The 26,378-nt window shown below is 66.3% G+C and carries 27 protein-coding genes and 1 pseudogene; 11 read left to right on the plus strand and 17 right to left on the minus strand.

The window, feature by feature from the left end; translation table 11 throughout:
- On the plus strand, positions 1-1,712 hold a 1,712-nt coding region (locus ACFWF1_RS36015), incomplete at its 5' end, for a hypothetical protein (RefSeq protein WP_379322257.1).
- A 166-nt stretch (positions 1,713-1,878) separates the two neighbouring features.
- On the opposite strand, the gene ACFWF1_RS36020 is transcribed toward ACFWF1_RS36015, so the two are convergent.
- Positions 1,879-2,700, minus strand: coding sequence for an alpha/beta fold hydrolase (locus ACFWF1_RS36020; protein WP_379288707.1), 822 nt, complete (start codon positions 2,698-2,700; stop codon positions 1,879-1,881).
- Between the two features lie 390 nt (positions 2,701-3,090).
- On the opposite strand from ACFWF1_RS36020, the gene rox reads away from it, so the two are divergent.
- Complete coding sequence (rox, locus tag ACFWF1_RS36025; RefSeq protein ID WP_379288705.1) at positions 3,091-4,518, plus strand: rifampin monooxygenase; 1,428 nt, start codon at positions 3,091-3,093, stop codon at positions 4,516-4,518.
- A gap of 1,142 nt (positions 4,519-5,660) precedes the next feature.
- Here the strand turns inward: rox and ACFWF1_RS36030 are convergent.
- Both ACFWF1_RS36030 and ACFWF1_RS36035 read right to left on the minus strand, forming a co-directional pair.
- Positions 5,661-6,314: an SDR family NAD(P)-dependent oxidoreductase gene (locus ACFWF1_RS36030; protein WP_379288703.1), complete on the minus strand. Its 654-nt coding sequence runs from the start codon at positions 6,312-6,314 to the stop codon at positions 5,661-5,663.
- Positions 6,311-7,165, minus strand: a complete 855-nt coding sequence (locus tag ACFWF1_RS36035) for an oxidoreductase (protein WP_379288701.1) — start codon at positions 7,163-7,165, stop codon at positions 6,311-6,313. Before ACFWF1_RS36035 ends, ACFWF1_RS36030 begins: the two co-directional genes overlap by 4 nt.
- A 102-nt stretch (positions 7,166-7,267) precedes the next feature.
- Between ACFWF1_RS36035 and ACFWF1_RS36040 the strand changes: the two genes are divergently transcribed.
- The 3 genes from ACFWF1_RS36040 to ACFWF1_RS36050 all read left to right on the plus strand — a co-directional run bounded on the left by ACFWF1_RS36040 (position 7,268) and on the right by ACFWF1_RS36050 (position 9,572).
- On the plus strand, positions 7,268-8,068 hold the full coding sequence (locus ACFWF1_RS36040; protein WP_379288699.1) for a helix-turn-helix domain-containing protein: 801 nt from the start codon (positions 7,268-7,270) through the stop codon (positions 8,066-8,068).
- A 76-nt stretch (positions 8,069-8,144) separates the two neighbouring features.
- On the plus strand, positions 8,145-8,723 hold the full coding sequence (locus ACFWF1_RS36045) for a TetR/AcrR family transcriptional regulator (RefSeq protein ID WP_379288697.1): 579 nt from the start codon (positions 8,145-8,147) through the stop codon (positions 8,721-8,723).
- Positions 8,724-8,732: 9 nt separating this feature from the next.
- A complete protein-coding gene (locus ACFWF1_RS36050; protein WP_379288695.1) occupies positions 8,733-9,572 on the plus strand; it encodes an alpha/beta fold hydrolase in 840 nt (279 codons plus the stop codon).
- Positions 9,573-9,643: 71 nt separating this feature from the next.
- Here the strand turns inward: ACFWF1_RS36050 and ACFWF1_RS36055 are convergent, their stop codons facing one another.
- From ACFWF1_RS36055 to ACFWF1_RS36100, 10 genes are all read right to left on the minus strand, one after another.
- Positions 9,644-9,898, minus strand: coding sequence for a hypothetical protein (locus ACFWF1_RS36055; RefSeq protein WP_379288693.1), 255 nt, complete (start codon positions 9,896-9,898; stop codon positions 9,644-9,646).
- A 15-nt stretch (positions 9,899-9,913) separates the two neighbouring features.
- Positions 9,914-11,389: an ADP-ribosyltransferase gene (locus ACFWF1_RS36060; protein ID WP_379288691.1), complete on the minus strand. Its 1,476-nt coding sequence runs from the start codon at positions 11,387-11,389 to the stop codon at positions 9,914-9,916.
- Positions 11,386-11,697, minus strand: coding sequence for a WXG100 family type VII secretion target (locus ACFWF1_RS36065; protein ID WP_379288690.1), 312 nt, complete (start codon positions 11,695-11,697; stop codon positions 11,386-11,388). The genes ACFWF1_RS36060 and ACFWF1_RS36065 overlap by 4 nt, the downstream gene beginning before the upstream one ends.
- Positions 11,698-11,751: 54 nt before the next feature.
- Entirely contained in the window at positions 11,752-12,081 is a 330-nt protein-coding gene (locus ACFWF1_RS36070) for a WXG100 family type VII secretion target (RefSeq protein ID WP_379288688.1), read from the minus strand.
- 501 nt (positions 12,082-12,582) lie between these two features.
- The gene (locus ACFWF1_RS36075) at positions 12,583-13,800 is read right to left on the minus strand and encodes a DUF418 domain-containing protein (RefSeq protein ID WP_379288686.1); all 1,218 of its coding nucleotides are present in this window, start codon (positions 13,798-13,800) and stop codon (positions 12,583-12,585) included.
- 118 nt (positions 13,801-13,918) lie between these two features.
- On the minus strand, positions 13,919-14,605 hold the full coding sequence (locus ACFWF1_RS36080; RefSeq protein WP_379288684.1) for a hypothetical protein: 687 nt from the start codon (positions 14,603-14,605) through the stop codon (positions 13,919-13,921).
- 359 nt (positions 14,606-14,964) lie between these two features.
- A complete protein-coding gene (locus tag ACFWF1_RS36085) occupies positions 14,965-15,957 on the minus strand; it encodes an aldo/keto reductase (RefSeq protein WP_379288683.1) in 993 nt (330 codons plus the stop codon).
- A 514-nt stretch (positions 15,958-16,471) separates the two neighbouring features.
- Positions 16,472-17,242, minus strand: coding sequence for a class I SAM-dependent methyltransferase (locus ACFWF1_RS36090; RefSeq protein ID WP_379288681.1), 771 nt, complete (start codon positions 17,240-17,242; stop codon positions 16,472-16,474).
- 72 nt (positions 17,243-17,314) lie between these two features.
- Complete coding sequence (locus ACFWF1_RS36095) at positions 17,315-18,736, minus strand: S8 family serine peptidase (protein WP_379288679.1); 1,422 nt, start codon at positions 18,734-18,736, stop codon at positions 17,315-17,317.
- An 81-nt stretch (positions 18,737-18,817) separates the two neighbouring features.
- Positions 18,818-19,420 carry a DUF308 domain-containing protein gene (locus tag ACFWF1_RS36100; RefSeq protein ID WP_379288678.1) on the minus strand — a complete coding sequence of 201 codons (603 nt, stop codon included), beginning with the start codon at positions 19,418-19,420 and terminating at the stop codon, positions 18,818-18,820.
- Between the two features lie 339 nt (positions 19,421-19,759).
- Here ACFWF1_RS36100 and ACFWF1_RS36105 point away from each other — a divergent pair, with 339 nt between their 5' ends.
- From ACFWF1_RS36105 to ACFWF1_RS36125, 5 genes are all read left to right on the plus strand, one after another.
- Complete coding sequence (locus tag ACFWF1_RS36105) at positions 19,760-20,257, plus strand: pyridoxamine 5'-phosphate oxidase family protein (protein WP_379288677.1); 498 nt, start codon at positions 19,760-19,762, stop codon at positions 20,255-20,257.
- 96 nt (positions 20,258-20,353) lie between these two features.
- Positions 20,354-20,761: a YciI family protein gene (locus tag ACFWF1_RS36110; RefSeq protein WP_379288675.1), complete on the plus strand. Its 408-nt coding sequence runs from the start codon at positions 20,354-20,356 to the stop codon at positions 20,759-20,761.
- On the plus strand, positions 20,761-21,906 hold the full coding sequence (locus tag ACFWF1_RS36115; protein WP_379288782.1) for an RNA polymerase sigma factor: 1,146 nt from the start codon (positions 20,761-20,763) through the stop codon (positions 21,904-21,906). The genes ACFWF1_RS36110 and ACFWF1_RS36115 overlap by 1 nt, the downstream gene beginning before the upstream one ends.
- Before the next feature lie 44 nt (positions 21,907-21,950).
- A complete protein-coding gene (locus ACFWF1_RS36120) occupies positions 21,951-22,124 on the plus strand; it encodes a hypothetical protein (RefSeq protein ID WP_379322258.1) in 174 nt (57 codons plus the stop codon).
- Positions 22,121-22,339 carry a hypothetical protein gene (locus tag ACFWF1_RS36125; RefSeq protein ID WP_379288674.1) on the plus strand — a complete coding sequence of 73 codons (219 nt, stop codon included), beginning with the start codon at positions 22,121-22,123 and terminating at the stop codon, positions 22,337-22,339. The genes ACFWF1_RS36120 and ACFWF1_RS36125 overlap by 4 nt, the downstream gene beginning before the upstream one ends.
- A gap of 135 nt (positions 22,340-22,474) precedes the next feature.
- Here ACFWF1_RS36125 and ACFWF1_RS36130 read toward each other — a convergent pair whose 3' ends face one another.
- The 3 genes from ACFWF1_RS36130 to ACFWF1_RS36140 form a co-directional block, all read right to left on the minus strand.
- Positions 22,475-23,026 carry a DUF4232 domain-containing protein gene (locus ACFWF1_RS36130; protein ID WP_379288672.1) on the minus strand — a complete coding sequence of 184 codons (552 nt, stop codon included), beginning with the start codon at positions 23,024-23,026 and terminating at the stop codon, positions 22,475-22,477.
- A 151-nt stretch (positions 23,027-23,177) separates the two neighbouring features.
- Entirely contained in the window at positions 23,178-23,849 is a 672-nt protein-coding gene (locus ACFWF1_RS36135) for a 1,4-alpha-glucan branching protein (protein WP_379322259.1), read from the minus strand.
- A gap of 494 nt (positions 23,850-24,343) precedes the next feature.
- Positions 24,344-24,913, minus strand: coding sequence for a TetR/AcrR family transcriptional regulator (locus ACFWF1_RS36140; protein WP_379288670.1), 570 nt, complete (start codon positions 24,911-24,913; stop codon positions 24,344-24,346).
- Between the two features lie 84 nt (positions 24,914-24,997).
- On the opposite strand from ACFWF1_RS36140, the gene ACFWF1_RS36145 reads away from it, so the two are divergent.
- Positions 24,998-25,822, plus strand: coding sequence for an SDR family NAD(P)-dependent oxidoreductase (locus ACFWF1_RS36145; RefSeq protein WP_379288669.1), 825 nt, complete (start codon positions 24,998-25,000; stop codon positions 25,820-25,822).
- 74 nt (positions 25,823-25,896) lie between these two features.
- Here ACFWF1_RS36145 and ACFWF1_RS36150 read toward each other — a convergent pair.
- Positions 25,897-26,376, minus strand: a pseudogene (locus ACFWF1_RS36150) (Tn3 family transposase); the annotation flags it as partial.
- Positions 26,377-26,378 lie beyond the last annotated feature (2 nt).

A 26,378-nucleotide genomic window follows, 5' to 3' on the forward strand; every position in this document is an offset into this window, starting at 1 on the left:
CCGCTGGCCTTGTCCCGCCGGGTCTGGCGACGGCGGCCGACGCACCACCCACGTCGGTGGCGGCGGATCGGCAAGAGCAGCCGGTCGCGACGCGCGACGGAATCGCGATCTCCTACGTCAGTTTCCGGCTGCCATTGCCTGCCAACGCCCCCGCGCATCCGGAGGCGTGCGATCGCACCGGCTACCTGCGGTATCGGCCGGTCGGTGGTCCGGAGAACTCGCGTGATGCCGACGCGGTAGTCGTGCAGCAGCAGGGATTAGCCGGTGGCGCAGTCAATTCCGAGGGCGTCGCGGGCAACACCGTACGCTCGGCGAAGACCCTTGGTCGCACCATCGAGTTCTGGTCGCTGGCCCGCCGCGGTGCCTGCTTGGATGAGACAGCGGGCTTCGACTACGCCTTACAGACCGGGAACTACCTGGACGCGGTCGACTATTACTTCAACGGCAAGCCCATCGACGGGCGCACCTTCCCCGGCTTCAAGGCCTCGCAGGACCTGCCGATTCTCGATTCGATCGGCGTCGAGCGGGTGATCAGGGACCAGTACGAGATCATGTTGCACGAGATCCCGGATCAGGCCGAGCGGCAACGCAAATACGTCTGCACCGGTATTTCGATGGGCGGGATGGTCACCGGGTTCTTCTCGGACTGGGACTTCGACGGCAACCCGGCCACCCAGGCCGACGCGGGCTACAACCAGTGCGCCGCGTTCGCCGCGCAGGACTCGATGGTCTCGTCGGATCCGGCCGCTATTCAGAACACACCGTTCTTCCACGACCTCACCGACGCGCTGATGGGTCCGACGAACAACGTGCTGAAGGCCGGTTTCGACAGCGGCGTGCTGCCGATGCGCACGCTCGGTCCCGTTCCGGTGATCGGCACCAAGGCGATGATGCTCTACCGTCTCGCCGGGCTCGCCGCGCATCTCGCGCCGGATGCGGAGAGCCAGTTGCTCGCTCATCTGCACGATCCCGAGGTTGAGGCGACGCTCACCACCATGTTCGGCCAGAGTTGGGCGGCGGTGGCGACCGGCGGCGGGGACGGCGAAGGCACCATTCGCGACTACCGGTTCACCAACGCGGCACTGCTCGGCACGTTCATCGACAACAACTCCGGCAATTTCGCGCTGCTGCAGCAGGGTGTCGGTGCCCTCTCCGGTGGCCCGGTGGCGGAGAAGACGTTCCCGAATGGTGGTGGGGCTACCCAGATTCCGGTGTTGGGGAACTACCTGCGGATCAGTGCGGGCCCGCAGACGCGCGTCGCCCCGACCGACCGGAACGCGCTCTACACCTGGCGCAACTACAACGACGTCGTCGGCGTGCCGTGGACCGCGCCGAACCGGGAGACCTCCGACATCAACGAGGTGGCCCGGCAATTGGGCACCGGCGCGCCAACGGCCTACTGGGAGACCTACTTTCCGTTGCGCATGATCATCGATCTCGGTGCGGGAATGACCGGAGCGCGCAGCGGTGACATGGTGAACCTGCGCTACCGCAACATGAGTCGCACCAAGCCGAACTTCATCGCGTACGCGGGCGACAGCGTTGTGCAGTACGGTGTCGGTACCTGGGTGCCGACGGGAGCCACCGCACAGGTGGAAACTTTGCCGGGCTACACGCACATCGACACGATCGGCGCGGCCGCGGTGCAGAACAACGGTAAGCCCGACTACAGCGGTCAATACCTGGCCGAATTCATCAGAGGGCTCACCTGATTCGTCAGTGCCTGCGTGCCGGACCACGTGGGCGGTGACGCCGGGCGGCCTCGACCCTCATCAGGCCGCCCGGTGTACGTCCTGGACGGTGGGCGAGGGCAGCGCCGCCGTCCAGGACGTCACCATTGCGCGGCGCGCGGCGTGGGCATGACCGCGCGCCGACGGATCAACTGAGCACGTCACGCAGCCGGGTGACGAAAGTCGCTGGGTCCTCGACGAATCCGGTGTGACCACCCGGGAACAGGGTGGGTTCGATGCCGAGTTCGGCGGCCAGCGCGCGCGTCGTGTGGTCGCAGAACTGGTTCGTCGAGTCGGCACCGATGCCCGCCACCACCCGGATCGGTGTCGTGCGCAATACCGCGAGATCCGGCTGCCACCAACCGGTTCCCTCGATCTCGTGCAGGTACCAGAAGCGTTCGCTGGCCAGGTCTGCCGGAGCGGGATCGCCGCCGAACATCTGCTGGAATACCGGCTCGGGCATCTGGATGTTGGCGTTGGCCATGAACTTCCGCCAGGCGCCGATTCGGTCGCCGCCGGCGTAGGTGGCGACGAGATCGGTTGTCTGGATACGCAATTCGTCGACGTTGTCGAGCAGGAGGTTCAGCGGGGGTTCGTGCGCGATCGCGGTGCTGACGAGTTCTGGATAAGCCTGGACCAGGGCAAGTGTGGTGACCGCGCCGCCGCTGGAACCGAGGACTACCGCCGGGCCCACATCGAGGTGGGTGAGTATCCGGGCCAGGTCGTCGGCTCGCAGTTCCGGCGTGGAGTCCTGTTCGGGGTCGTCGAGCACGCTGCTCTGGTGCCCGCGCGGATCCATGGTGAGCACGGTGTGATCGGTGGCGAGCAGTTCGGCCGCAGGGGCGAAGGCGGCGGCGTTCATCGGGGCGCCGACCATCGCGATGAGCGGACCGCTGCCGCGCAGCTCGTAGTACAGGTGGGCGCCGGGGACATCGAGGGTGTGCGAGGTGACGGACGAGGTCTGGGTCATGAGTACTCCTCTGAGGATCGTGCTGGGTGCTCATGACTGTCGACGGTGCCTGCGTCGGAAACTCATCGGCTGACAGTGGAATTGCTTCCGCTGCGGCAGGGTATCCGCGCGGCGGGCGAGAAATAAACAAGGACAAGGAGGTGAACCCACTCCTTGTCCCCTTCAACATATATCGCACCGGGGGCCTTGCCGCAAGACCCCGGTCGTGTCGCACAATGGTCCGCCGAAGCCAGTACCTGCGGAAATCGTGAGGGACATGCGCTGCGAAAGTGTGCGGGTTCGACGAGAACCCTCGGTGGGATTCGTGGTTACCGGCAGCGGGCGCGGCAGTGCGGGCGTCGTCGGGCTGACCGGTGGTCGAAGGGTAACCCTGTTGAATGGAGAGCTTTCTTGATTGACGTGATCATTGTCGGCGGCGGACCGACCGGCTTGATGCTGGCCGGTGAGCTGCGGCTGCGCGGCGTGCAGGCTCTCGTGCTGGAGAAGGATGCGGAGCCGACCAAGATCGTCCGGGCGTTGGGCATGCACGCGCGCACCATCGAGATCATGGACCAGCGCGGCCTGCTGGACCGGTTCCTCGCGCTCGGCACGCAGCACCCGCTGAACGGTTTCTTCGCGGGCATCCGCAAGCCCATCCCCGAGCCGCTGGACACCTCGCATCCATACGTCCTCAGCATCCCGCAGCCCACTACCGATCGCCTGCTGGCCGAGCACGCCACCGAACTCGGTGTCGAGATCCGGCGCGGCAGCGAACTGGTCGGGCTGAGCCAGGACGAGCACGGGGTGACCGCTGAACTGGTCGACGGCTCGCGACTGCGCTCGCGCTATCTCGTCGGTTGCGATGGTGGGCGCAGTACGGTGCGCAAGCTGCTCGGCGTCGACTTCCCAGGCGAGCCGACCAGGGTCGATACGCTGCTCGGTGAGGTGGAGCTGACCGCGTCGATGGAGACGATCAACGCCGTGAACGCGGAGGTCCGCAAGACTCAGCTGCGGTTCGGTGCGATGCCGCTCGGCGGCGGGGTATTCCGGGTCGTCGCGCCTGCTGCTTCGGTCGCCGAAGATCGTTCTATCCCACCGACTTTGGACGAGCTGAAACAGCAGATGCTGGCGACCGCGGGCACTGACTTCGGCGCGCACTCGCCGCACTGGCTGTCCCGTTTCGGGGACGCCACCCGGCAGGCCGAGCGCTACCGGGTCGGCCGGGTGCTGCTGGCCGGCGACGCGGCGCACATCCATCCGCCGATGGGTGGGCAGGGACTCAACCTCGGCATCCAGGACTCGTTCAACCTCGGCTGGAAACTGGCCGCCGAGATCGACGGCTGGGCACCCGAAGGTCTGCTCGACAGCTACCAGGCCGAACGACATCCGGTGGCCGCCGACGTGCTGGACAACACCCGCGCGCAGATGGAGTTGACGTCACTCGAGCCGGGACCACAGGCAGCCCGCAGGCTCGTGGCGAAACTGATGGACTTCGGTGTCGTGAGCCAATATTTGACCGAGATGATCATCGGGGTCGGCGTCCGCTACGACTTCGGCGAAGGCCATGAACTGCTCGGTCGGCGGTTGCGGGATATCGGGTTGAAGCGGGGACGGCTGTTCGAGTTGATGCATGAAGGGCGCGGGCTACTGCTCGATCAAACCGGGCGGCTTTCAGTGGCGGGCTGGGCGGATCGAGTCGACCACATCGTCGATGTCAGTGAGGAACTGGACGCGCCCGCAGTGCTATTGCGGCCGGACGGTTACGTGGCGTGGGTCGGTGAAGATCAGCAGGAGCTGCTCGGTCAGCTGCCCAAGTGGTTCGGGGCTGCGGTCAGCTGAGCGGGCGACGAAGGCGTGGTTTGGCGGGAGGCGCTGCCGTGACTCCCGCCAACAACCGCATCGGCACAGACGACACTGTCGAATTCTGGTCTGGCTAACCGACGGGATACCAGCCGTCGAGCACGCCCGCGGCACCGGCGGCGAGCAGCTCAAATCTCGTCGGCCCGCCGTGTCGCCGACAGAGCCTCGTAGGCCCGATCGCTCGATGGCGCACACTCTCTCGGCTAACTGTCGGTGCTCGGGAGGCTGATCGGATCGGAGTCGGGCGGGATGTTCTGGGCCCCACGCAGATGCGGGCTCGGTGGCACGGGACGGCGAGGTTCGCGGACATCGGCCGAATCTCCGCCCGGTCCGTCGGGGGGTACTGCGGTCAATGCGATCGATCGCATCGACAGGGGTACGCCCCTCGGCGGCGCGCAGATAACTTCCCCCGGATGTATCTGCCAGGCCGCCTTTCCTGGTTCGCATTGCATCTGCTCTTCGCGACCATCGGGGTGCACACGCAGGTAGTGGGGGCTGAGACCATCGGGTTCGGGGGCGTAGTCGCCCGGTTCTTGATTGTGCGTCATGGCGGCATTGTGGCAGGGGTTGTCGTTCGGCTGAAGAACATTCGCTCCTGGCCGCGCTTGGCACGCGTTGGCCAGTGTTCCACAGCGACATCGGATCAGTTGGGCGACAAGGCATTTCCACTGCGGGTCATGCCGCAGCAGGCGCTCGGGTGCGGTGCCAACGGGGCTTGCCATCCATCAGCCCGCCAGAGACCGCGCCGTTCCATCGCCCCGGCTGGGCTGATCACGAAATGTGTGCCTGATCCCTCGGCTCGGCGGCGTTGCTGGCGAGGCAGTTCCTCGTGATCGGTGCACACGATCTGCTAGCTCGGGCGGTTTGCCCGGAAGCGTGATCGGTTGGCCGAGGGGAGAATTGGCTCGGCCAACCGATCACGGCTCAGCCCGAGGCCGACAGCGACATTGGTGCTCGAGGTACCCAATGATGGTGCGTGTCAGCGGGAGTGGCACGTGTCGTCCGCGCGGCCGCATACCGGAGCGCACGAGTCCCATTGCCGTCGACTAGCACCGGCACGTCCTCCTGTACGGGCAAACAGCCCAAGGTGATTCGCTCGGCGGCCAGAGACGCGAGCGGTGTCAGCGCAGGACGAGCAGAGGCTGGTCGCGGGTGGTGTGTAGCTGCCAGAGTTCCTCGGCCACCGCGTCCGGTTCGTGCCTTGCGCCGGGACCGATCGGGCCGACGACGGTGACCTGCGCGGCGTGCACGCCGTCGCCAGCGAGGGTGTCGTGCAGCATGCGGGTGTAGGCCGACTCGGCCGCGTAGGCGATGCCCGACACCGCGCGGTCGCGGTGCGGTTCGACGGCGGCGCCGCCGGTGGTGAACAGCAAGGTGCCGTGTCCCTGATGGCGCATGTCCGGCACCACCGCGCGGACAACCGTCGCTGCGGCAACGACGTTCAGTGCCAGCGCGCTTTGGATGTCCGACGGTGTGGTGTCGAGGACGGGCTTGATCCAGTCGAGGCTCGGCCGTGGGCTGAACAGCACCACTTCGATCGGGCCGAGCCGCTCGCATAGTGCGCCGAGTGCGTCGGTGAGTGCCTTCTCGTCGGTGACGTCCGCGGATTCGGTTGCCGTCGTGATGCTTTCGGAATTCAATCCGTCCGCGATCTCGGCCAGGTTTGCGGCGCTGCGTGCGATCAACCCAACCGGATGCCCTTCGCGGCCGAACCTTCGGGCGGCCGCGGCGCCCAGGCCGGGTCCGGCGCCGACCACGATGAACGCGCCGCTCATTTCGCCCCCAGATCCACGCTGACGGTCAGTGCCTCGTTCGCATCGATCTCGTCGCGCATCCGTTCCAGGCGGGCGCGCGTTCCGGCGAGTGCGTCGGAGCCGAGCAGCAGCCGTCGCGGTGGTACTGCGGAGTCCACTGCCGTGGCGATTGCCGCGGCGGCGCGAGCTGGGTCTCCGGGCTGGTGACCGGAGACGGCCAGCGTGGACTCGCGGCGTTTGCCTGCCGTCTGCTCGTAGTCGTCCAGGCGAATCGGCGACTGCCGCATCGATTCTCCCGCCCACTGGGTTCGCAGACCGCCCGGCTCAGCGATCGTCACCGCGATGCCCAGCGGTGCGAGTTCCGCGGCGAGGGACTCCGACAGGCCCTCCAGCGCGAACTTCGTAGCGTGGTAGTGACCCGTCGCGGGGAAAGCGGCCAGGCCGCCGAAGGAGGAGATGTTGACGATGCGCCCCGAGCGGCGGGCTCGCATGCCGGGCAGTGCGGCCTTGAGGACCGTCACCACGCCGTGCACGTTGGTGTCATACAGTGCGCGGACTGCGGTGTCCTCGCCTTCTTCGATGGCGGCGAGGTAGCCGTATCCGGCGTTGTTGACCAGGACGTCGATGCGTCCGAAGGCTTGTTCGCAGTCGCGGACCGCTGCGGTCACCGACGCGGGGTCGGTGACGTCGAGCTGCAGTGCCAGCGCGCGATCGCCGTACTCGGCGGCGAGATCGGTTACGGCAGTGCGGTTTCGGGCAGTGACAGCTACTCGGTCACCTCGTTCTAGTGCGTGTGTCGCCAGGGCGCGGCCAAGACCTTTGGAGCATCCGGAGACGAGCCATACCTTCGCTGTGTTCGTGTCGTTCGGCATGTCTCCATGAAAGTTGCGAGCCGCAGAAGGTGCCATTCCCGCTCGAGGGTGGCTCTCGCAGGGTCAGTTTCGTGGGTGGCGCGGCAGGTAACGTTCATTCGGATGGCACGTGACGACAATGAGCTCGGTTCCTTCCTGCGCAGCCGGAGGGAGAAGATCGACGCCACCTCCGCCGGGGTCGTCGATCACACGCGACGGCGGGTGAAGGGGCTGCGTCGTGAGGAGCTAGCGCTGCTCGCCGGACTCAGCCCTTCGTACTACATCCGGCTCGAGCAAGGCCGCGACCGGAATCCGTCGCGCGAGATCCTGCAAGCGCTGGCCCGTGCGCTGCGCTTGGACGATACCGAGCGGTCCTATCTGTGGTCGTTGGCGATACCGTCGCTGGATCCGGCGGAAAACGACGTGGTCCACACTGTGCGGCCCGGGGTGCTGCAGCTCCTGAAACGGTGGGCCGACCTGCCCGCGTTCATCGTCGGCCCGAGCCGTGACGTCCTGGCGGGCACCGCACTCGCCGCCCGGGTCAACCCCGCTTGGAGTCCGGGGCACAACCTGATCGAGTTCACGTTCCTCGATCCGCGTGCGCGCACGGTGTATCCCGAGTGGGATGAGATCGCGCTGCAGGCTGTCGCCGGTCTGCGCGCCACCGCCGTTGCGCGCCGCGGCGAACTCGACGGCTTCGTGGCGGACCTGCGCGAGCGCAGCGAAACGTTTCGGGCACTGTGGGATTCGCACGACGTATACGAGCGCACGATGGGCGCGAAACAACTGCGCGTCGACGGTGTCGGCATCCTTCGCCTCGCATTCGAGACCTTTGCGCTCACCGGTCCGGAGGGGCACGTCCTGTACGTGTACTTCCCCGAGCCCGGCAGTGCGGCGGACGAGGAACTGCGCGGTCTCGTCTGAGAAGATTCGACCACCTTGCCAAACCTAATACTCCTAGGTTATAAACTAGGCATCCTAGTTTGATGGAGGTGTGCACATGATGGCACGAGCCGGGTTGTCCGCCGAGCGGGTCACCCGCGCCGCGGCCGATCTCGCCGACGAGATCGGCTTCGACAACGTCACGATGTCGGCGTTGGCCAAGAAGTTCGGCGTCAAAGACGCCAGTCTCTACTCACACGTCAAGAACCTCCAGGAACTCCGGGCGCGAGTCGCCATGCTCGCCGCGACCGAGAAGACCGACCTGCTCGCGAGCGCCGTCGCCGGACGAGCGGGCCGCGACGCACTCGCCGCCTTCGCGAACACGTGGCGCGAGTACGCGCTGCAGTACCCGGGCCGCTACACCGCGACCCAAACCCCGGTGCCGCCCGGCGTGATCGAGCCGGACCCGGGCGCGATGCGCGGCATCGAACTCACCTACCGCATGCTGCGCGCCTACGGCCTGACCGAACCCGACCTCACCGACGCAGTCCGGTTGCTACGCAGCACCTTTCATGGCTATGCCGCCCTGGAGGCAACCGGCGGCTTCGCCCATTCCCGCGACACCAACGCCTCGTGGGAACGCATCATCGACGCACTGCACGTCACCCTCGAACAGTGGCCGTCCACTGACACCTAAGGAACACCAATGAGATCCGACACCCTGAAGGTCCCCGGCGCCACCCTCTACTACGAGGTCCGCGGCACCGGCCCCGTGCTACTGCTCCTCCCAGGCAGCGGCGGCGACGCAGCCGTCTTCGACCCGATCGCCGACACCCTGGCCGACCACTTCACCGTCGTCACCCTCGACCCTCGCGGCTACTCCCGCAGCACCCTCGACTCCGCCGAGCCCGTCGACCAGCAAGTAGCGGTGCAACGCGACGACGCCCACCGCCTCCTCGAAACCCTCACCCCCACAGGCGAAGACGCCTACGTCTTCGGCGGAAGCGGCGGCGCGGTAGTAGCCCTCGACCTACTCACCCACCACCCCGAACGCCTCCGCCTCGTCATCGCCCACGAAGCCCCTTGCTTCGCCGTGCTCCCCGACGCCGCCGAACAAAAGACCTTCATCGACGAGGTCTACACCCTCTTCCGCACCGAGGGCATAGCGGCCGCAGGCGCCCGCTTCCTAGAAGGCATCGGCGGCACCATGAAACCCATGCCCGCCCCCGCCGATTTACCGCCCCGCACAGCCGAAATGATCCACCGCCTACACGCCAACGCCGCCCTCATGATGGCCCACGAACTCCGCCCCATCACCTCCTACCTCCCCAACGAACCCACCCTCGCCTCCCTGACCGACCGCCTGATCCTCGCCGCAGGCCGAGAAACCCGAGGCCACCTCCCCCACCGCCCAGCCGCCACCCTCGCCACCCACCTCAACATCCCCCTCACCGAATTCCCCGGCGGCCACAGCGGTTTCACCGAATCCCCCACCGAATTCGCCAACCAACTACTCGACTTACTCCTGGCGGCGAAGGTGCCCTAGCGGCCCAACCTCCACCGCGCCAGTAGGATGCCCAAGAAGATCCGAACCTCTCCGGCTCCTGCTGCACGGCGCTATCTCGGCTCCTGCTCAGGGTCGGCGGATGGGTCCTTGCGGGTGCCGTCAGGGTTCCGCGGTACCTCGTCGTCGTGCCAATCGTCACCGAAACGGCCCGACAGGTGGATGCGCTGGTCCTCGGGAACCGCGTTCCGGCGAGCGTTCCACTCGTCAGCCATTGCCAGCGTTGCGGCTTTTTCTTCTTCGGTCAGCGGCGGTAGTCCGAGCTCCTCGCGTGTAGTAATCTTTCGCCCTTTATAGTATTCAGCCATTCGGCAATCCTTTCTCTAAGGTATTTCGCGCAGTACTATAATAGTTCGGCTGGGATCCGTAGGGTCAGGGCGGTTTCGCACGACATCGAATCTTGATTCCGGCCTGAACAGCACTTCAAGTTCTTCGGGTTTTCGAGCGAATTGTTCGACGGACTTTCCGTGTGCCGACTCGATCTGAAATTCGACCGAGCGATCGAATGCCGCTTCCGGAGTTCGCGAGCTAGAGGTGAAGCTGGGCTCGATCCATACGCCACCTTCTTTGTATTTTGCAATGTCATCAGCACTGAGGTTGACGCGGCGTGTGACGAGCCCTTGATAGTCGGGAAGTTTATCCAGCGCTTTGGTAATCTCTTCTATTCGGAGTTGCTGGGCTCTGCTGATATTGCCGGGCTCGTGCCGGAGCATGTAGTTGAGCGATTCAGCCTCGGGGCCGGTGTAGCCCCAGAGTGCGGCCCGGTCGGTGTCATCGAGCAGTTCGGCTGGCGTGGGGTCGCGTTTAGGTTTGAGTCGCCCGTTCGGGGCGAGGTCTTCTAGGCGTTCACATTCGCGTTTGGCTCGCACTAGATCCTGGTCGAACTTCACCCCAGCGCTGATTTTACGGTTGGTGCGCCACGTCTCGATGATGGCGCGCATCGGCCGGGCGTAGCGGGCGCAGATGGCGGCGGCCCCGGCCAGACCGATAGCGGCACCTGCACCGAAGGTGATGAACGAGGATGCGACCGAGATTGCGGCGGTGATCGCCAGTTCTTGGATGAGGGCGTCGCGCACCATCTCCAACTGCTGTTTGAGCAGGTCGCGTAGTTCGTCTAGCGCGATGCGGTGATCGCGGCAGGACTGCGCCAGATCCGCCATGGCCGTCAGCGTGGCTTCGGCCGATGCTTTCAGGGCGCGCAGATCCTCATCGATGAACGCAACCTCGGGGGCGATCACGTCTTGGAATGCGACAGCTCCGGCTTCGAGGATCGCGGGAAATGCTGCCGCACCTTGGGAATTGCGGGCGCCGTCCCAGGTCAGCGCGGCGTTGGAGATGGTGGTGGCGTTGCCGTCCGGGACCGTGAGGCCGATTTTCTCAACGAGGCCGAGCCCTTCGTCTACCAAGCCCTGCCCGGGGCCCCCCGCGCTTGGCAGCGGCACCCGACACACGAGTACCGGGTACATCGGGGTCGGTGGTTTGATCGGCGCGGGTCCGGCGTCGATGGTCGCGCCGTGTTCATCGAGGGCACGCTGGTAACCCATCTCGTTGAGCACGATGGCGTAGGTGTGTGCGGCCGTCGCGACCTTCTCGACCATTTTGAGAATGTCGGTGGCGCGCTGGTCGTAGGACTTGGCCCAGTCCAGGGCATCGGAGTAGCTGCCCGCCATGTGGTTGGCTTTTTCCAGCTCGGGCCAGCGTGCGTCGACGTCGGACCACCAGGCCGCCGCACCTGCGGCCAATTTGGTCGCGGTGTCGTAGTAGACGGTTGTGTCGACGTCCAAGATGGTGCCGGTCACTGTGCTCCCTGACCGCTGCGGCCGAGCATCGCGAGGTTGGCGGCGGTTCCGTTCTCATAAGACGCGTGCGCGGCTGCTGCGGCGGCGCGCATCTTCTCGAGTCCATCGGTCATCAACGCGGCGGCGGCGACCCATTCCGCGTGTGCGGTGGCGTGAGCGTCGGCGGCGGCACCGGTCCAGCTGGATTGCATCGTGGCGATCCGGGTGTCCAACTCGGTCAAGGCGTCGGCCACGAACGCATTGAGCGCGGCGACCTTGGCGGTGACGGTGTCCAGGTGCGCGAGGTCGACTCGGTATTGGTCGGTCATGGTGCGTTGTCCCCCAACGGGTCTCGGTTCGAAACGAGTATGGAGCCGGCGAGGTCAGGGCAAGTCGAGGGAGCTGACCGCTGCGGCGTTGCTGGTGTCGGTGGCGGCGCTGCGATCGACCACCACGCCCAGCAAGTCGGCCATATCTGCCAGAGCCTCGAAAACCCCCAGGGCACCGCGATGGACCTCGTCCCACGCGGTGGCGTACGCCGTCGCGGCGCTGCCGCGCCAGGTCGTCTCGAGCGCGTTGACGTCGGCCGATGCCGAACGCAGACCGCTGATGAGGTTCTGTGCGGTGGTCTGTACGTAACGTCCCGCCTCGCTGACGTGCTCTGGAACCAGGTTGAACGTAGTGGGTGCCGCGGTGGCGGCGTTGTCGGTCACGGGATGCTCCTCGGGGTTCGGGTGCGATCTTGCAATGTTGGACGCGCCCGGAGGGATTACGGTTCCATCTGAATCTATCGTTCTGAATCTATCGGTTCCCGATCGATGCCGACCTCGGGCCGCTCAGGAACAGCGGTTATCACGCCCTCTGGGTGACGGTCCGGAAGCGAGATGGACGATCATGTTTCAAAATCGTCGATCGCGAATTACACTGTCTCGCAACGGCCCCCACAACCCCGACCCTTTGTGGGTCTCCACGGCCGCAGGCTGCAATGATCCACGCGGTCGACGTGCGGATCATTGGAACCTGCGGATCTATACGGGAGCAGCCGGTGGGCTGTCGGAATAGTGCCCGACCTGGGACGATCGGCCTACTCGGGGCGATCTCGGCCCCATTGCCGTTGACTCATAAACCATTGGTCGCCGACCCGGCGCTCAGTAGTCATCGCGCGTGCGAGTTGTCGCGCTCACGCAGAGGTGGCGGCCCCTGCCGGACTGATGTCAATTAACCTGTGCCGGAACCTTTTCCGGCCGACGCTTCCACTCTGGGATCGACAGATAAGTCGCCGCTCGCAGTGCCCACTCCACCGGTCCGTATCGGTGATTGCGCAACCACCAGTTGCTCAGCGCCAGTTGGCCGGCATAGGTGAGTAGGGCGATGGCGATGACGCCGGCCGGTGGGATCTTGTCGGCCAGGGCGAATCCGTAGCCGGTGTAGATCACCATGAGCACGATGGATTGTCCGATGTAGTTGGATGCCGCCATTCGCCCGGCCGGGGCCAACCGGCCGATCAGGTGTGCGGTGCGCGGCGACTGGGTGAGGCAGATGATGCCTGCGATGTAGGCGAAGGTCATCAGTGGATTGACGAGTTGCTGGACGCCGGGCCAGATCGTTGGCGGCGTTATCCATTCCATGGTGCCCGCGAAGGTCACCGCCGACACCGGCAGGCCGATCGTCAGTCCGCCGACGAACACCCGAGGGGCCCAGCGCCGCAACGTTTCCCGGTCGGTGAGGAGTTCTCGTTTTCCGGCCGCCATGCCCATCAGGAACATGCCGAAGGCTGTCACGCCCTGGGTGAACCAGATCAGGGCGAGGAAGATGGGGGCCAGCCACATCTGGTTGGCGAACGTGTCACCGAAGGTGCCGGTGTATCCGTCGTGGACTCGCGGCACGTCGAAGAGGTCGGCCAGCGCAGAGATTCCGTCGCCGCCGTCGCTCGGCAGGAACGCCCAGCCGCACCACAACACGTAGAGCACCACACCGGTGATGACGGCGGTGCGCGGCTTCAGCTTCTTCAACGGGATCAGGATCAAGCACAGGAACGCGTAGAGGGTGAGGATGTCGCCGATCCACAGCAAGAACACGTGCGCGAGCCCGATCACCAGCAGCGCCAGGCAACGCCGCAACAGCCGCGTATTGGCCGACGCACCCGCGCGCTGCGCCGCCGCGATCTGCAACGTGAACGAGTAGCCGAACAGGAACGCGAACAGCAGATAGAACCGGCCTTCGAACAAGGCGTTGACCACCGCGCTCATCAAGTGGTCGACGGGGCCGTCGAAGCGCAGTTGCGGATGGTCACTTGTGCCGCTGTAGGACCACCATGTGGTCGCGAACATGACGTTGGTGACGAGAATGCCGAACAGCGCGAACCCGCGCAGAATGTCGACCTCTGCGATCCGTCGACCCGAAGTGGTGCCGGGGAGAACCGATTTGGTCATGGTGTCGAAAGTAGCCGCCGGCATCCGGGCTGCGCGTCCGTCGCCGGGCTGACCGACGCCCTGACCTTGGGCCACCGCGACTGCGACCTGAGGCGTATTGACATCGGCCGTTCGGCGGTCACGTCAGGTCGGCGACCTCGAGATAGATCTGCCGCTCGACCGCGATCTCGGCCAGAAATCCTTGTCCGCCACCGGCGGTCGCCGGGAACGCCGCGACCGCCAGTTCCCCCGCACGCAACCGCGCGCCGGTGAACTCGCGCTGTCCGAGGATGATCGGTTGCGCCTGCGCGAAACTCGACCCGGCGATCTCGTCGGCCAATGGCTCACCGAGCAGGTCTGTCACGGTTCCAGGAATCAGCCGGGCCGCGACGATCTGATCGAAACTGGGTTGGCGGTTGATGTGATGTGCCAGGTACATCCGATCGGGCCGCCCGAAGCACAGGTGGGTGAGCAGGCCGCGGCCGCGCACGCGATCCGGATCGAGTTCGGCGAAGTGCACAACGTCGCGCACGGTGGCGCGCACCTCGGTGGCAATCGCAATGCCACCACGCTCGCGCCTACCGCGAATCAGCGTGCCGTGAAACGACCTGCGTCGCCGCACCCGCCCCGGATCCAGTTCCGCGACAGGGAAATCCTCGGGATCGAAGGTGTGAATATCGGTGTAACCGATCCGCCGATCCGCGCCGAGAGCCCGCTTGCCCCGCTCATCGAACTCGACGGCAAGCAACACCTGGAAGTTGTAGGGCGCCTGGAACATCGGCCGATACGACAGATAGCAGTCGACGCCGGTCCCGAAAACCACCATGCCATGCAACCCTGCACCCCCTGCCAAACCGGGCTGATGATGGTGTCCAGGTGCACGAATATGAATCGCACTCATCGCGAGCTCCTTTTCTTGCCACCCATCACAGTGCCAAGAACCGACCTCCCTGCCACGAGTGCCGGACTACTCGAATCCCCAGGTACCGGCTACCCGGAGAGCGCAGCGACCTTCCTGAAAGCCCGCCGACGGCCCTGGCCGCAGCGGACTTCGCGGCCAGGGCCTGACGTTCGGCCTCCCCCAGATCTTCGGGTCCGGTGAGGTGGCGGGCGATCGTGCCGGAGATATCGGTCCGCACCGGTGGGCGCGATGTCAAAGGCGTCGTGCGCATCGGTGCGGACCGGCTACCCCCGGGCGACCTCAGCGGTGTGCGCAGGGACGTAACGCTCGCCCGTCACTTGCTCGCTCAGCGGGGCCAACACGGCCAGCGCCTCGGCGTCCAGGGTGAGCTCCAACGCGGCCGCGTTCTGCTCCAGCCGGGCCGGGCTGCGCGTGCCCGGAATGGTCGCCACCGCCACCCCGAGCCGCTCGGCCTGGGCGTACACCCAGGCCAGCGCCACCTGGGCCGGGGTGGCACCCAGCCGGTCGGCCACCGCGCGCACGGTCTGCGCGATCTTCTCGTTGGCCTCGCCCGCCGCGCCGGCGAAGCGCGGGTTGGTGCGCCGGAAGTCCTTCTCGCTCAACGTGGAACGGTCCAGGGCACCAGTCAGGAACCCACGCCCCAGCGGCGAGTACGGCACCAGCCCGACCCCCAGCTCGGCCATCACCGGGGTGACCGCCTCGACGTCGCGAGTCCACAGCGAGTATTCGCTCTGCACCGCGGTGATCGGGTGCACCGCGTGCGCCCGGCGCAGCAGCTCGCCGTCGACCTCGGACAGGCCCAGGTGGCGGACCTTGCCCGCCTCGACCAGTTCGGCCATCGCCCCGACGGTTTCCTCGATCTCCACGTCCTGGGGCGGGCGGTGGGCGTAGTACAGGTCGATCACCTCGACACCCAGTCGCAGCAGCGAGGCGTCGCAGGAGCGCAGCACGTAGTCCCGGGCACCGCGGATGCGGCGGGCCTGGTCGCCGGCGCTGCGGTCGATGCCGAACTTGGTGGCCAGCTGCACCTGGTCCCGGCGACCGTGGATGGCCCGGCCCACCAGCACCTCGTTGTGCCCGGTGCCGTAGGCGTCGGCGGTGTCGAGGAACGTGATGCCCAGCTCCAGGGCCCGGGCGATGGTGGCCAGGCCGCCGTCCCAGTCGGCGGCGCCGTAGCTCTCGCTCATCCCCATGCACCCCAGGCCCATCGCGCTGACAGTGAGACCGGGCGAGCCGAGCGTGGTTCGGGTGATCATGCGCGGATACTCCTCCTGCCCGGCGGCCCGGGCGGTACCTCGAAGAACTGACGAACGCCTCCGACACTAGGACTTGGAGTGCACTCCAAGTCAAGCCAACCGATTACTGTCACGGTGCCGCACCGTAGTGCCCGGGCCGAGCGCTCACGTCAGCATCCAACCGCCCCGACATGAGTGGATCCGCCACCCGTGTCCCGCCTGACGGACGTGTTGATGCCCAGGCACCGAATCCTGAACGCCGCCAACATCGAACGCGGCCGACCTGACCTCCGTCGCGCTGCTCAGCACAGCATGCTAGGCCTTCGACCTCACCCGGCTCGCCGCGCCGGTAAGCGACGCACCCACCGACCACCCACCGACCACCCGCCGACGCGGCCGGGACATGGCGGCGGGAAAGTGCGAGTAAGCCCGCCATCATGTCCCGCTCGAGCGGTAGATGTGGGGGGTGAGACGCGGGCCGGCGATGGTGTGCCACTCGATGTCGGGCCGCGCGATCAAGTCGAGAGCGATCGGATCAGGACGGCGTGCTCGCACTGCCTCGAATCGTCACCAAGCGAGTCCGGGAGCATCGGGTCACGTACGGCAGGTGGATATCCGCACGCTCCGTCAGAGCGGGGTGCGTGTTCAACAGGTCGCTCACGGCGTTCAGCACTTGCTGCCGGGCTGGTGGTTCCAGCGTCAGGATGTAGCTGCGTGACGCAACGAGATCCAGTAGCCCGGATCGGGTCATCGGGCATATCCATTCGAAATCTTGCCGCTCGATCGGCTCGAAAGGCGGTCCGACATAAGGGGTTTCACTGTTCATGTCCAGCTCGGTGCTCTGCCGCATGATTCGGCCCAGCTCAGCGACCCAGGGTTCGCGTTCGTCGCGGATGTTCCATACGAGCCCGAGCTGACCACCGTCTCGCAGCACGCGATTCAGTTCGGGAATGGCCGCGTCCACGTCCACCCAGTGCCAGGCCTGTGCGACGACGACGGCATCCACCGAGTCGTCATCGACAGGAATGCTCTCTGCCCGGCCCGGCAGGATCGGAACCTCCGGCAGTGCGCGCACGAATTCCGCACGCATACCGTCGGACGGTTCCACCGCCACCACATCGCAGTCGAGCTCGAGCAACCCGCGCGTCAGCTGGCCGCTGCCGGCCCCCAGGTCGAGCACCTTCCGCGCTGCGGACGGAACCAGCCACCGTATTGCTTCCCGCGGATAGGACGGTCGCGACTTCGCGTATACCGCCGCCCCCGCCCCGAACGAACTTGCCTGATCTCGACTCGACTGCCCACCCATTCTCCGGATCCTAGCCGGACGTCCCGACGCGCCGCGGTCCGGAAAGCAGTAAGGCTGTTCAGGATTGGTGACTCAGTGGGGTGCGGCCATCGCCTTCAAATCCGGTAGATTGCCGATCCGCTGACTCGCCGGTCGACCCGGCGCGCTCGTCTGCGGTGACCCGGTGGCCCGCAGACGAGCGCGTACCTCGGCGGGTGTCCTCCGCTGACCGGCCACAGTGCTAATCCCTTGATAACTGGCGACGGTGCCGGTGACGATCGGTGAGGCACTGGATGTCCCGCTGAACACGTCGGTGTACCAGAGGTCTTCGTCGGAACCACCTTGGAGGTCGCCATAGCCGGTGCTGGTGACTTCCCGCCCCCAGGCTTGCGCGTCGACACGAGAACCGAAGTTGGAGAAGTCGAGTCGGGACCGTCCGGGTCCGTAGTCGCGGCCGTGGAAGCCGGACGGTGGTGCGCCGGCGCCGACGATGATCGCCCCGGAGTCGGCCGCGCCACCGCGGAACGGATTGCGCCACGAGGTCGGGAAGTCCCCGGGACGGGTGTCATACAGGGCGGCGTCCAGGTCTTCGGCACCGTTCCCGCCCGCTTCGACCACGATCACACCGCGCCCGACTGCGTAGCGGATCGCGGCGAGGTCGTCGGGCCACCATTCGATGGCGATGTACCCTGCCTGGTCCGCGCGGCCCGCGTAGTTGAATCGTGGTCCGGGACGGTGCAGTTCGAGCAAGATGACATCGCCTGCAGTGAGTGCGTCGGCCGCAGTGCGGATGGCCGCGGCCGATCCGGGGCCGAAGATCGAGACGGCCCGCAGGAGCGCGTCGGGGGCGATGCCGGTGATGCCGAAGGTGTTCACGTCGCCGCTGATCTCCCCGGCGACCGCGGTGCCGTGGTCGCGCCAACCCAGATCAGGTGCGGGGTTGCCGCCGATCACTCCGCCCTGATTCGCGAGCAGGTCCTCGTGGGTGAACCGCCACGCGCCTTCGACATCGATGACGCGCACACCTTGGCCGCGTCCGCCGGGCACAGTCCAGGCCCAGCGGGCGTCGATGCCTTGCGGTGCCGCATCCAGATAACCTTGGCGCGCTTCGAAATTCGGGGTGACCGGTGGCGCGTCGGCCGCCACGGAATAGGCGATGCCGTCCGGGGCGATCGGCGGTTCGGCGGGCGGTTTGAGATAAGCACCGTCGACCGCGTCGTCTTCGCGCAGCCGTGCCGCGATGTCGGCGAGCCCCTCGGTGACCCCGCGGACGGAGAAGTACCGCAGATACTGCGCGGCCACAGCTTCGTGCGGTGTCCCCGCGACGCGACCGTGCAGACGGTTGACCGGTCCGAAGATCCGAGCGAGCCGACCACCAGCGGGAAGCAGCGCGGTCAACCGTGCCTCGGTGCTGAGACTGTCGTCGAGTGCGCTAGGGGTGAGCGTGGTGTCCGCGCCGTGAGTGACCACGATCAGCTCCGCCTGCGACTGGAACGCGGACTGCTGGGGTGCCATGGTTTCCAGTGAACCTGGTGCGCCGACCGTGCACTAGCGGAATGCGTTACGCAGCGGACGCATTCCGGCATCGCAGGCAGATCAGCGATCGAGCCGCACCGCACGCATCCGCGAAACCCCGGGCAACTCCACCACCCGGTGGCGCACCGCCGCGACGCTGAGCACCTCCATGGTCCCGATCAGGATGAGGAACAGGCCGACCACCAGGCCGAGCACGTCCACCGAGTCGAACGGCAGCACCCCGACCAGGATGCCGAGCATCATGGTCGCCAGGCCGAACACTTCCTGCGTGCCGCCGCTCGCGAGGTTGTCCGACCAGACCGCGACCGTGGCGTGACAGATCCCGCGCACCGCCCAGGCCAGCCCGATCCAGAACGAGAGCAGCAGTGCCGAATTGCCGCCGCTGAAACACAGCACGGCAAGCAGCATCGAGGTCAGGCCGCTGGCGAAGACGAGCACGCGCAGCGCGGGCGCGAACTTCGCGCCGAACGCGATGACCATCTGTAATCCGCCGTTGAGCAGCAGGTACAGACCGAACAGCAGCTCCGCGTTCGGCAGCGACTTGTGTGGCCACACCGCTAGGACCACACCCACGATCATCGAGCAGGCACCGGCCACCAGTATTGCCTGCCGGGCACCCCCGGCCAGTGGTTCCGTACGCCCTTCGAGCTCGGTTTCGGGCATAGCTACATGATATGGCGGGCTCGCGCGGATAGCCGCGTGTTTGCTTCACTCGGTGCGCCTAGTGGGACACCGGTACAGAACGCCAGATTGTGAGCGCACTACCGGGATCCGCCATGAGTCACGGCCGGTCTGGTCACCGAGAGTCGGTGAGTGTTGCCATGTCGTTGCCATAAGCGCCGTAGTCAGGTTTCCGGCGGTCAGCAGAAAATTTCTGAAACTCAGCACGGTTCCGATGTCGAGAACGTAGCGCCGGCTCCGTCCCAGGGATATCAGCGGCCACCGACCGCGACAAGGGACCACCGCCCAGCTGGGCGGACCACGAAACCGAGAGGCATTACCGTGCAACAGAACCAGATCGCCGAAGTCCTCAACCGCCCGCTCAGCCAGGAACTGCTGGCCCGCGACCTGACCCGCCTGGCCTACGTCGCCAAGGACGGCACGCCCCGCAGTATCCCGATCGGGTTCACCTGGAACGGTGCCGAGGTCGTCCTGTGCACCTCGAAGAACGCCCCGAAACTGCATGCCCTGCGCGAGAATCCGATGGTGGCCCTGACGATCGACACCGAGGTGCATCCGCCGAAGATCCTGCTCATCCGAGGCCGGGTCGAGCTGGACGTGGTCGACGGCATCCCGGCGGAATATCTCCAGATGAACGGCTCCTACGAGATGACCGCCGAGCAGCGGGTCGGGTGGGAGGCGGAGGTGCGTTCGCTCTACGACGGCATGGTCCGGATCGTCGTCACGCCGACCTGGGCGAAGCTGATCGACTTCGACACGACCCTGCCCAGCCCGGTCGAGGAGCTGATCCAGCAGCGAGCGGAACGCACCCGCGCCTGACAGCTGTGTGCTCGTGCATGTCGAGAACCCGTGCGCGACTTCGTCCCCGGAACAGAACACGGCCACAATGGGCCGAATCACATCAAGGAGAACATGATGGCCAAGTACTTGCTGCTCAAGCACTACCGTGGCGCGCCCGCCTCGGTCAACAACGCGCCGATGGAGCAGTGGACGCCCGAGGAGATCACGGCCCATATCCAGTACATGCGCGACTTCGCCACTCGACTCGAGGCCACCGGCGAATTCGTCGACGAACGCGCACTGTCCCCGGAGGGCACCTTCGTCCGTTACGACGGCGAGGGACGGCCACCGGTCACCGACGGCCCGTTCGCCGAGACCAAGGACCTGATCGCCGGCTGGATGGTGATCGACGTCGACACCTACGAGCGGGCGATCGAACTGGCCGGTGAGTTGTCCGCGGCACCGGGCGCGGGCGGCAAGCCGATCCACGAGTGGCTCGAACTGCGCCCGCTCTACGGCGAAACGCCCACGGTCACCGAGTGATGGACGAACTGCTGCTGCGGGAGCTGACTCCCGCGGTGATCGGCGTCCTCGTGCATCGCGGCGTCGACTTCGCGACCGCCGAGGACGCCGTGCAGGAAGCACTCATCCAGGCCGCGACGACCTGGCCGGACCAGCAGCCCGCCGACCCGAAGGGCTGGCTGGTCACGGTCGCCTGGCGCAAATTCCTCGACGCGCACCGCTCCGAGGCGGCGCGTCGCGACCGGGAACTGCGGATCGAAGCCGAGCCGCCGCCCGGACCGGCCGAAACATCAGACGACACACTGCAGCTGTATTTCCTGTGCTCGCACCCGTCGCTGACACCGGCGTCGGCCGTCGCGCTCACGTTGCGCGCGGTCGGCGGCCTGACCACACGTCAGATCGCGCAGGCCTATCTGGTGCCCGAGGCGACCATGGCGCAACGGATCAGCCGGGCCAAGCGGACCGTCTCGGACGTCCGGCTCAACCAACCCGGTGACGTCGCCACGGTGCTGCGCGTGCTCTACCTGGTGTTCAACGAGGGCTACTCCGGCGATATCGACCTCGCCGGTGAGGCGATCCGGCTCACCCGCCAACTCGCCGCCAAGACCATGCACGAGGAGGTCGCAGGTCTGCTCGCACTCATGTTGCTGCATCACGCGCGTCGCCCGGCCCGAACCGCCGCCGACGGCAGCCTCGTCCCACTCGCTGAACAGGACCGCAGCCTGTGGAACACCCGCCTGATCGCCGAGGGTGTCGACGTCCTCCAGGCGGCCCTCGCCCGTGACCGACTCGGCGAATTCCAGGCCCAGGCCGCCATCGCCGCCCTGCACGCCGACGCGCAGACCGCCGAGGAGACCGATTGGGTGCAGATCGTCGAGTGGTACGACGAACTGGTGCGCCTCACCAATAGTCCAGTGGCCCAACTCAATCGGGCCGTCGCGGTCGGTGAGGCCGACGGCCCGCGAGCAGGCTTGGCCGCACTCGCGGGACTCGATCCGGCTCTGCCCAGGTACTCTGCCGTCGCGGCATACCTACACGAACGCGACGGCGACCCGATCACCGCAGCACGGCTCTACAACGAAGCCGCCCGCTCGGCATCGAGCCTCCCCGAACGCGAGCACCTCACCCGACAGGCCGCCCGGCTCAACGCACAATTGCACCGTTGAAACCAACCGATCGCGCTCACCCATGATCAGAAAGGTCGGCGACCATGTTCTGGAAATACGTGGTGTGGATCTGCAAAATCATCGGCTACTGGATCGGCGCATTCATCGCCGGAGCCTCATCCGGTGTGGGCGATCTAGGTCCCGCGCCCAAGCGGCCCCGCCGACAACGCACCGACCCCAACGACAAGACGTCTCGCTCGCAAGGAAGGCGCGAATGACCATCGAGCGCCCGTTCGGGCTGGCCAACCCTGTTGGTCGCCTGGTTCGGGTTCGTCCTCCTGGTCGGCTTCGGCCGGGACTCAACATCCGAATCGCCTTCGTCGCCACTGCTGCGACGATCGGCACGTCATTGCTCATCGGCTTCCGCCGAATCCACTCGTACGGCATTTCAGCAGCGAGACTTGAAAAGCCGGGCCTGATCAGCCGCGGCTGATTTCCGGCGTATCAGGGTCCCGTTTCACGGGCGCCGAAATCTATGCGCCGAGAACCGGATTCCAGCCGGGCTGCGGTCGCTCGGGCGTTTGGTCCGCGGTGAATCGGCTTGCGCGGCATCGTGAGTGGAGCAGCATCAGTGCATGTCCGGACCGACAATCGGGTGGACTTCCAGCGTGCATGCGGTGATGGTGGCTGCGATGGGTTGCGGGGTGGGTGCGTTCGGTGGGGTGACGCGTAGGCGGGTGTAGGTCGGGCAGGAATCGCCGTTGGCGTCGACCGCCATTCCCTCGACGATGGCTGCGGCGGGCGCGGTGGTCATGATGACGACGGGTGGAGCGTCGCGGTCGGGTGGGAGTCCGCCGAGGTAGCCGCGGGGTGTGTGGTCGGCGCGGATGACGGGGCCGCCCTCGTCGGCCACGATCTCGGGGTAGCCCGAGATCTCGCACGCCGGGGTGCCGTTGGCCAGGCCGACGGTGATCTGCACGCCGCGGTGGGTCGAACCGGGTGATACCTCGGTGGCGCTGAGTACGAGTTGCCCAGCGGCACACGGCGAAACCTGCTTGCTGCCGACGCTCGGGGGTTCATCGGAGGTGGCCGGGTTGCTCCCGCAGCCGGCGGCTGCCAGTAGCGCGATACCGACGATGATCGGTGCGTATCGCGTGGTCCGTTTCGACAGCGGAATCACGTCCTTTCGTCGTCGGAGCAGACCATCCCCGCCGTTGCACCATCTGTGCGCCGTGCACTCCGACAAGGATATGGTCGCAGGCCGGGCGGCGCGTGTCTCGCCAAAGCGTGTGTCGTGTCGCTGAACAGCCTTGCGGCCGTTCATCTTTCAACTAACTCCCTGGGTGGCCGTGGAAGGTCAGAAACACTCCACGGACCGAGGAACCATCCGGCAGTCGCCATTTCGCGGTGACATGACCCGCCCCGGCCTCGTCGGAGGACTCATCACCGGGGCGCAGAATCCGATTGATCCGGACGATCGCCGTACTGCCCGGCACCCGCGCGCCGACCATGATGTCGGTGCCCGACGACCCGTCTTCCGCCGTCACCGGCTCCGATCCGAGTGCGGGAACCGCGATCTCCGGGGTCGTCACGGCTACCGACTCGTCCACCGTCGCGCTGTCATGCTGCGCCTGCGGCACTGCCGTGCCACCGAGCAACGCCAGCAGCTGCGCCACCACCACCGGATCGCGCGTCCCGTCATAAAGCCACCGCTGCCCGAGCACACCGTGCATCGACGTGCCGATCAGCGCGTCCTCAGCTCCGTCGAGCGGTGCCCCACGATACGCGAACGGCACCTGATAGGTGACCGGCTCCGCACCCGAACTATCCGTCACCGCAACGAACTCGATCCCGACCTCCCCATCCGGATCATCGAGCCGAAACCCACCGACCCGATCCAGCACAGGCCGAACACCTCCGCGATACCACGACCTGGTCGGCAACCACGAGGACAACAACTCGACCTTCGTGGGAACCATTGTGGTCTCATGGATTACCGCCATGCCCGAATTCTCCCTCTGTCACGCCAAGACGCCGCGCATCGCAGTCTATGGGATCCCGACCGTGACGTTGCCGGGGTCACTCGAAGCAGCGCGTGGTCACCTTCAGCGTGAAAATGTTGCCCGTGCCGTTGGTCTCGACCAGGTAGGTGCCTACTCCAAGAAACGGTGCGGTCATGCGCTCTCCCCTCAATGGCCGTCCAGCAAGACGGTGCGTTCCAGCCCTGTTCGGCGCACCAGTTCAGCCATTTGCCGACCGCGTCGCGTCGCGCGTTCCACGTATTGACCGCCGCTGCACCCCCAGAGAGATTCGAGAGCGGCGCTGATCTCGTCGTCGCTCACCGAATCCAGCGCGCGACTGGGGCCAGGCAGCCCGTCGCGTGTGCGGCCGTCGACCGCATCGACGGTCTTGACGATCGCGTTGCGCTGCAGCGGGATTGCCGCAGGACGGTTCGGATAAAACCCCGGATAATAGGGTGCTATCTGGGGTAAAGCGTTCAGGCGGTCAGGTCCTGACGAACGCTGATGCCGTCGAGGAAGATCGAGGTCATGATGGCGCTGGCCTGTTCGCCGCCGACCATTGCGGCCATGGCGATGCCCGCCTCCAAGAGTGGGCGGGACACCGCCAGCATCGTGTCGATTGTCAGGTCATTCCGCAACACACCGGATTCGATGCCGCGCCGCAGCACCTCGCGCATCGGGGTGGTCAATCGGCGTTCCACCTCGTCGGTCCGGCGGCACGCGGCGAGTTCATCGTGAACCAGGGTCGCGTACTTGCCATTGGCGATGAACGCGCGAGCGAGCCGGGCAATGGCTTCTCGAACGGAGACCTGGTCCAGCCCCGCTTCCTCCACACGGACGAACAGATCATCGAGCGCGGCGTCGAACATGGCCGCGTACAGCGCCTCGCGGTTCGGGAAGTACCGGTACAGCGTCGTTCGGCCGACATCGGCCGCCTCGGCGAACTCGGCCATGCTCGCCGCATCGCCCCGTGCAGCCCGCACCGCCGCAGCACGTTCCACGATCATGGTCGCCACCTGGTCACGTAACGCGGGCCGCCTGGTCATTACGTGAGTCTATCCAGAACCGTCACGGACTGTTAGTGTCTGTTTATGGAACAATAGTGTTCCATAAACAGACAGGGGGATGCCATGAGTGAAGCGGTGCTCGTCACGGGTTGTTCATCGGGTATCGGTCGAGCGACCGCACTCGCACTGGTCCGAGCGGGGCTGCCGACTTGGGCTTCGGCGCGGCGGATCGAGACTCTCGGCGAACTCGAGGCCGCGGGATGCCGGACCGTCCAACTCGATGTCACCGACGAGAAATCTCGGATCCGGGCCGTCCGGGCGGTCGAGGCCGAGCACGGCGCGGTCGGTGCGCTGGTGAACAACGCCGGATATGCGCAGATGGGCCCGGTGGAAGAGGTATCGCTGGATAGCCTCCGGCGACAGTTCGAGACCAATGTCTTCGGCCTGGTTCACCTGTGCCAGCTGGTATTGCCCGGGATGCGCGTGCAGCAACACGGGACGATCGTGAACATCGGTTCCTCGGCCGGATTGATCGCCTCGCCGTTGTCCGGCGCGTACTGCATGACGAAGTATGCACTGGAAGCGCTGTCGGACAGTCTTCGACTCGAGGTCGCCAGGTTCGGTGTGCGGGTCGTTCTGGTCGAGCCCGGACCGATCCGAAGCGAATTCGCCGCGACCGGTATGCGGACGATGCCCGAGACCGACGGCCCATACGACACCTACAAAGCCAACCTGGCAGCGTACATGGACCGCACCACGCACACCGGCACCCAGGGAATTCCGAAGGCGCGCACGGTGGCGGCCGTTGTGGCCCAGGCAATTACCGGTCGGCGCCCCAAGTCCCGCTACCCGATCGGATACCAAACCCGTCTGATGCCTCGCCTCCGTCACATCGTCGGTGACCGGGTCTGGGACGCCGCCACCACCAGAGCTATTCCACCGCAATAAGTCCCAAAGGACCAAGGCCTGGAGCCCGTCGGTGGCCCCTGATGGACAATGACCCAACATCGGTCAGAACACGGGACGCGGAGCGGCCGGTAGCCGGTCGGTCCGACCTGGGCGAGTTCGGCGTCGATGTCGACTTCTATCGCGCCGATGAAGTTGATGTTCTCGCTGTGCGCCGGGGAGATGTGGGCCAGGACATCGTCGTCGATGCGGCGGCCCTCACGGCGCATCTGGTCGACCGCGAGCCCGTAATACTTTGTGGTCCAGGCGATCACGGCGTTCGTGGCGATGGTCAGGCACCAGGCTTGCTCGCTCTGTCCCTCCAGTTTCCGGGCCCGGATGGTGCCTTCGTGGGCGTAGACCCGGTCTAGACACAGTGCGTGCAGGGATTCGCCCTTGTTGAGCTGGCGGGCGATGCGGCGGCGATAGTCAGGATCGGACAGGTAGCGGGCGGCGTAGATCGTGCGGCGCATCGCCCCGTGCTCCTTGAGCGCCGCGGCCAGCGCGTTCTGCTGGTCGGAGGCGGATAGCTTGCCGACGAGCAGGGAGGCGGTGGCGG

The sequence above is a fragment of the Nocardia sp. NPDC060255 genome, from assembly GCF_042727395.1.
GTDB lineage: Bacteria > Actinomycetota > Actinomycetes > Mycobacteriales > Mycobacteriaceae > Nocardia.

What these genes read in the sequence shown, in the direction of transcription:
- ACFWF1_RS36020 (WP_379288707.1), bottom strand. Translation starts at nt 2,700, where the DNA reads ATGACCCAGACCTCGTCCGTCACCTCGCACACCCTCGATGTCCCCGGC.
- ACFWF1_RS36030 (WP_379288703.1), bottom strand. Translation starts at nt 6,314, where the DNA reads ATGAGCGGCGCGTTCATCGTGGTCGGCGCCGGACCCGGCCTGGGCGCC.
- ACFWF1_RS36035 (WP_379288701.1), bottom strand. Translation starts at nt 7,165, where the DNA reads ATGCCGAACGACACGAACACAGCGAAGGTATGGCTCGTCTCCGGATGC.
- ACFWF1_RS36040 (WP_379288699.1), top strand. Translation starts at nt 7,268, where the DNA reads ATGGCACGTGACGACAATGAGCTCGGTTCCTTCCTGCGCAGCCGGAGG.
- ACFWF1_RS36045 (WP_379288697.1), top strand. Translation starts at nt 8,145, where the DNA reads ATGATGGCACGAGCCGGGTTGTCCGCCGAGCGGGTCACCCGCGCCGCG.
- ACFWF1_RS36050 (WP_379288695.1), top strand. Translation starts at nt 8,733, where the DNA reads ATGAGATCCGACACCCTGAAGGTCCCCGGCGCCACCCTCTACTACGAG.
- ACFWF1_RS36055 (WP_379288693.1), bottom strand. Translation starts at nt 9,898, where the DNA reads ATGGCTGAATACTATAAAGGGCGAAAGATTACTACACGCGAGGAGCTC.
- ACFWF1_RS36065 (WP_379288690.1), bottom strand. Translation starts at nt 11,697, where the DNA reads ATGACCGACCAATACCGAGTCGACCTCGCGCACCTGGACACCGTCACC.
- ACFWF1_RS36075 (WP_379288686.1), bottom strand. Translation starts at nt 13,800, where the DNA reads ATGACCAAATCGGTTCTCCCCGGCACCACTTCGGGTCGACGGATCGCA.
- ACFWF1_RS36080 (WP_379288684.1), bottom strand. Translation starts at nt 14,605, where the DNA reads ATGGTGGTTTTCGGGACCGGCGTCGACTGCTATCTGTCGTATCGGCCG.
- ACFWF1_RS36085 (WP_379288683.1), bottom strand. Translation starts at nt 15,957, where the DNA reads ATGATCACCCGAACCACGCTCGGCTCGCCCGGTCTCACTGTCAGCGCG.
- ACFWF1_RS36090 (WP_379288681.1), bottom strand. Translation starts at nt 17,242, where the DNA reads ATGGGTGGGCAGTCGAGTCGAGATCAGGCAAGTTCGTTCGGGGCGGGG.
- ACFWF1_RS36095 (WP_379288679.1), bottom strand. Translation starts at nt 18,736, where the DNA reads ATGGCACCCCAGCAGTCCGCGTTCCAGTCGCAGGCGGAGCTGATCGTG.
- ACFWF1_RS36100 (WP_379288678.1), bottom strand. Translation starts at nt 19,420, where the DNA reads ATGCCCGAAACCGAGCTCGAAGGGCGTACGGAACCACTGGCCGGGGGT.
- ACFWF1_RS36110 (WP_379288675.1), top strand. Translation starts at nt 20,354, where the DNA reads ATGGCCAAGTACTTGCTGCTCAAGCACTACCGTGGCGCGCCCGCCTCG.
- ACFWF1_RS36115 (WP_379288782.1), top strand. Translation starts at nt 20,761, where the DNA reads ATGGACGAACTGCTGCTGCGGGAGCTGACTCCCGCGGTGATCGGCGTC.
- ACFWF1_RS36120 (WP_379322258.1), top strand. Translation starts at nt 21,951, where the DNA reads ATGTTCTGGAAATACGTGGTGTGGATCTGCAAAATCATCGGCTACTGG.
- ACFWF1_RS36125 (WP_379288674.1), top strand. Translation starts at nt 22,121, where the DNA reads ATGACCATCGAGCGCCCGTTCGGGCTGGCCAACCCTGTTGGTCGCCTG.
- ACFWF1_RS36135 (WP_379322259.1), bottom strand. Translation starts at nt 23,849, where the DNA reads ATGGCGGTAATCCATGAGACCACAATGGTTCCCACGAAGGTCGAGTTG.
- ACFWF1_RS36140 (WP_379288670.1), bottom strand. Translation starts at nt 24,913, where the DNA reads ATGACCAGGCGGCCCGCGTTACGTGACCAGGTGGCGACCATGATCGTG.
- ACFWF1_RS36145 (WP_379288669.1), top strand. Translation starts at nt 24,998, where the DNA reads ATGAGTGAAGCGGTGCTCGTCACGGGTTGTTCATCGGGTATCGGTCGA.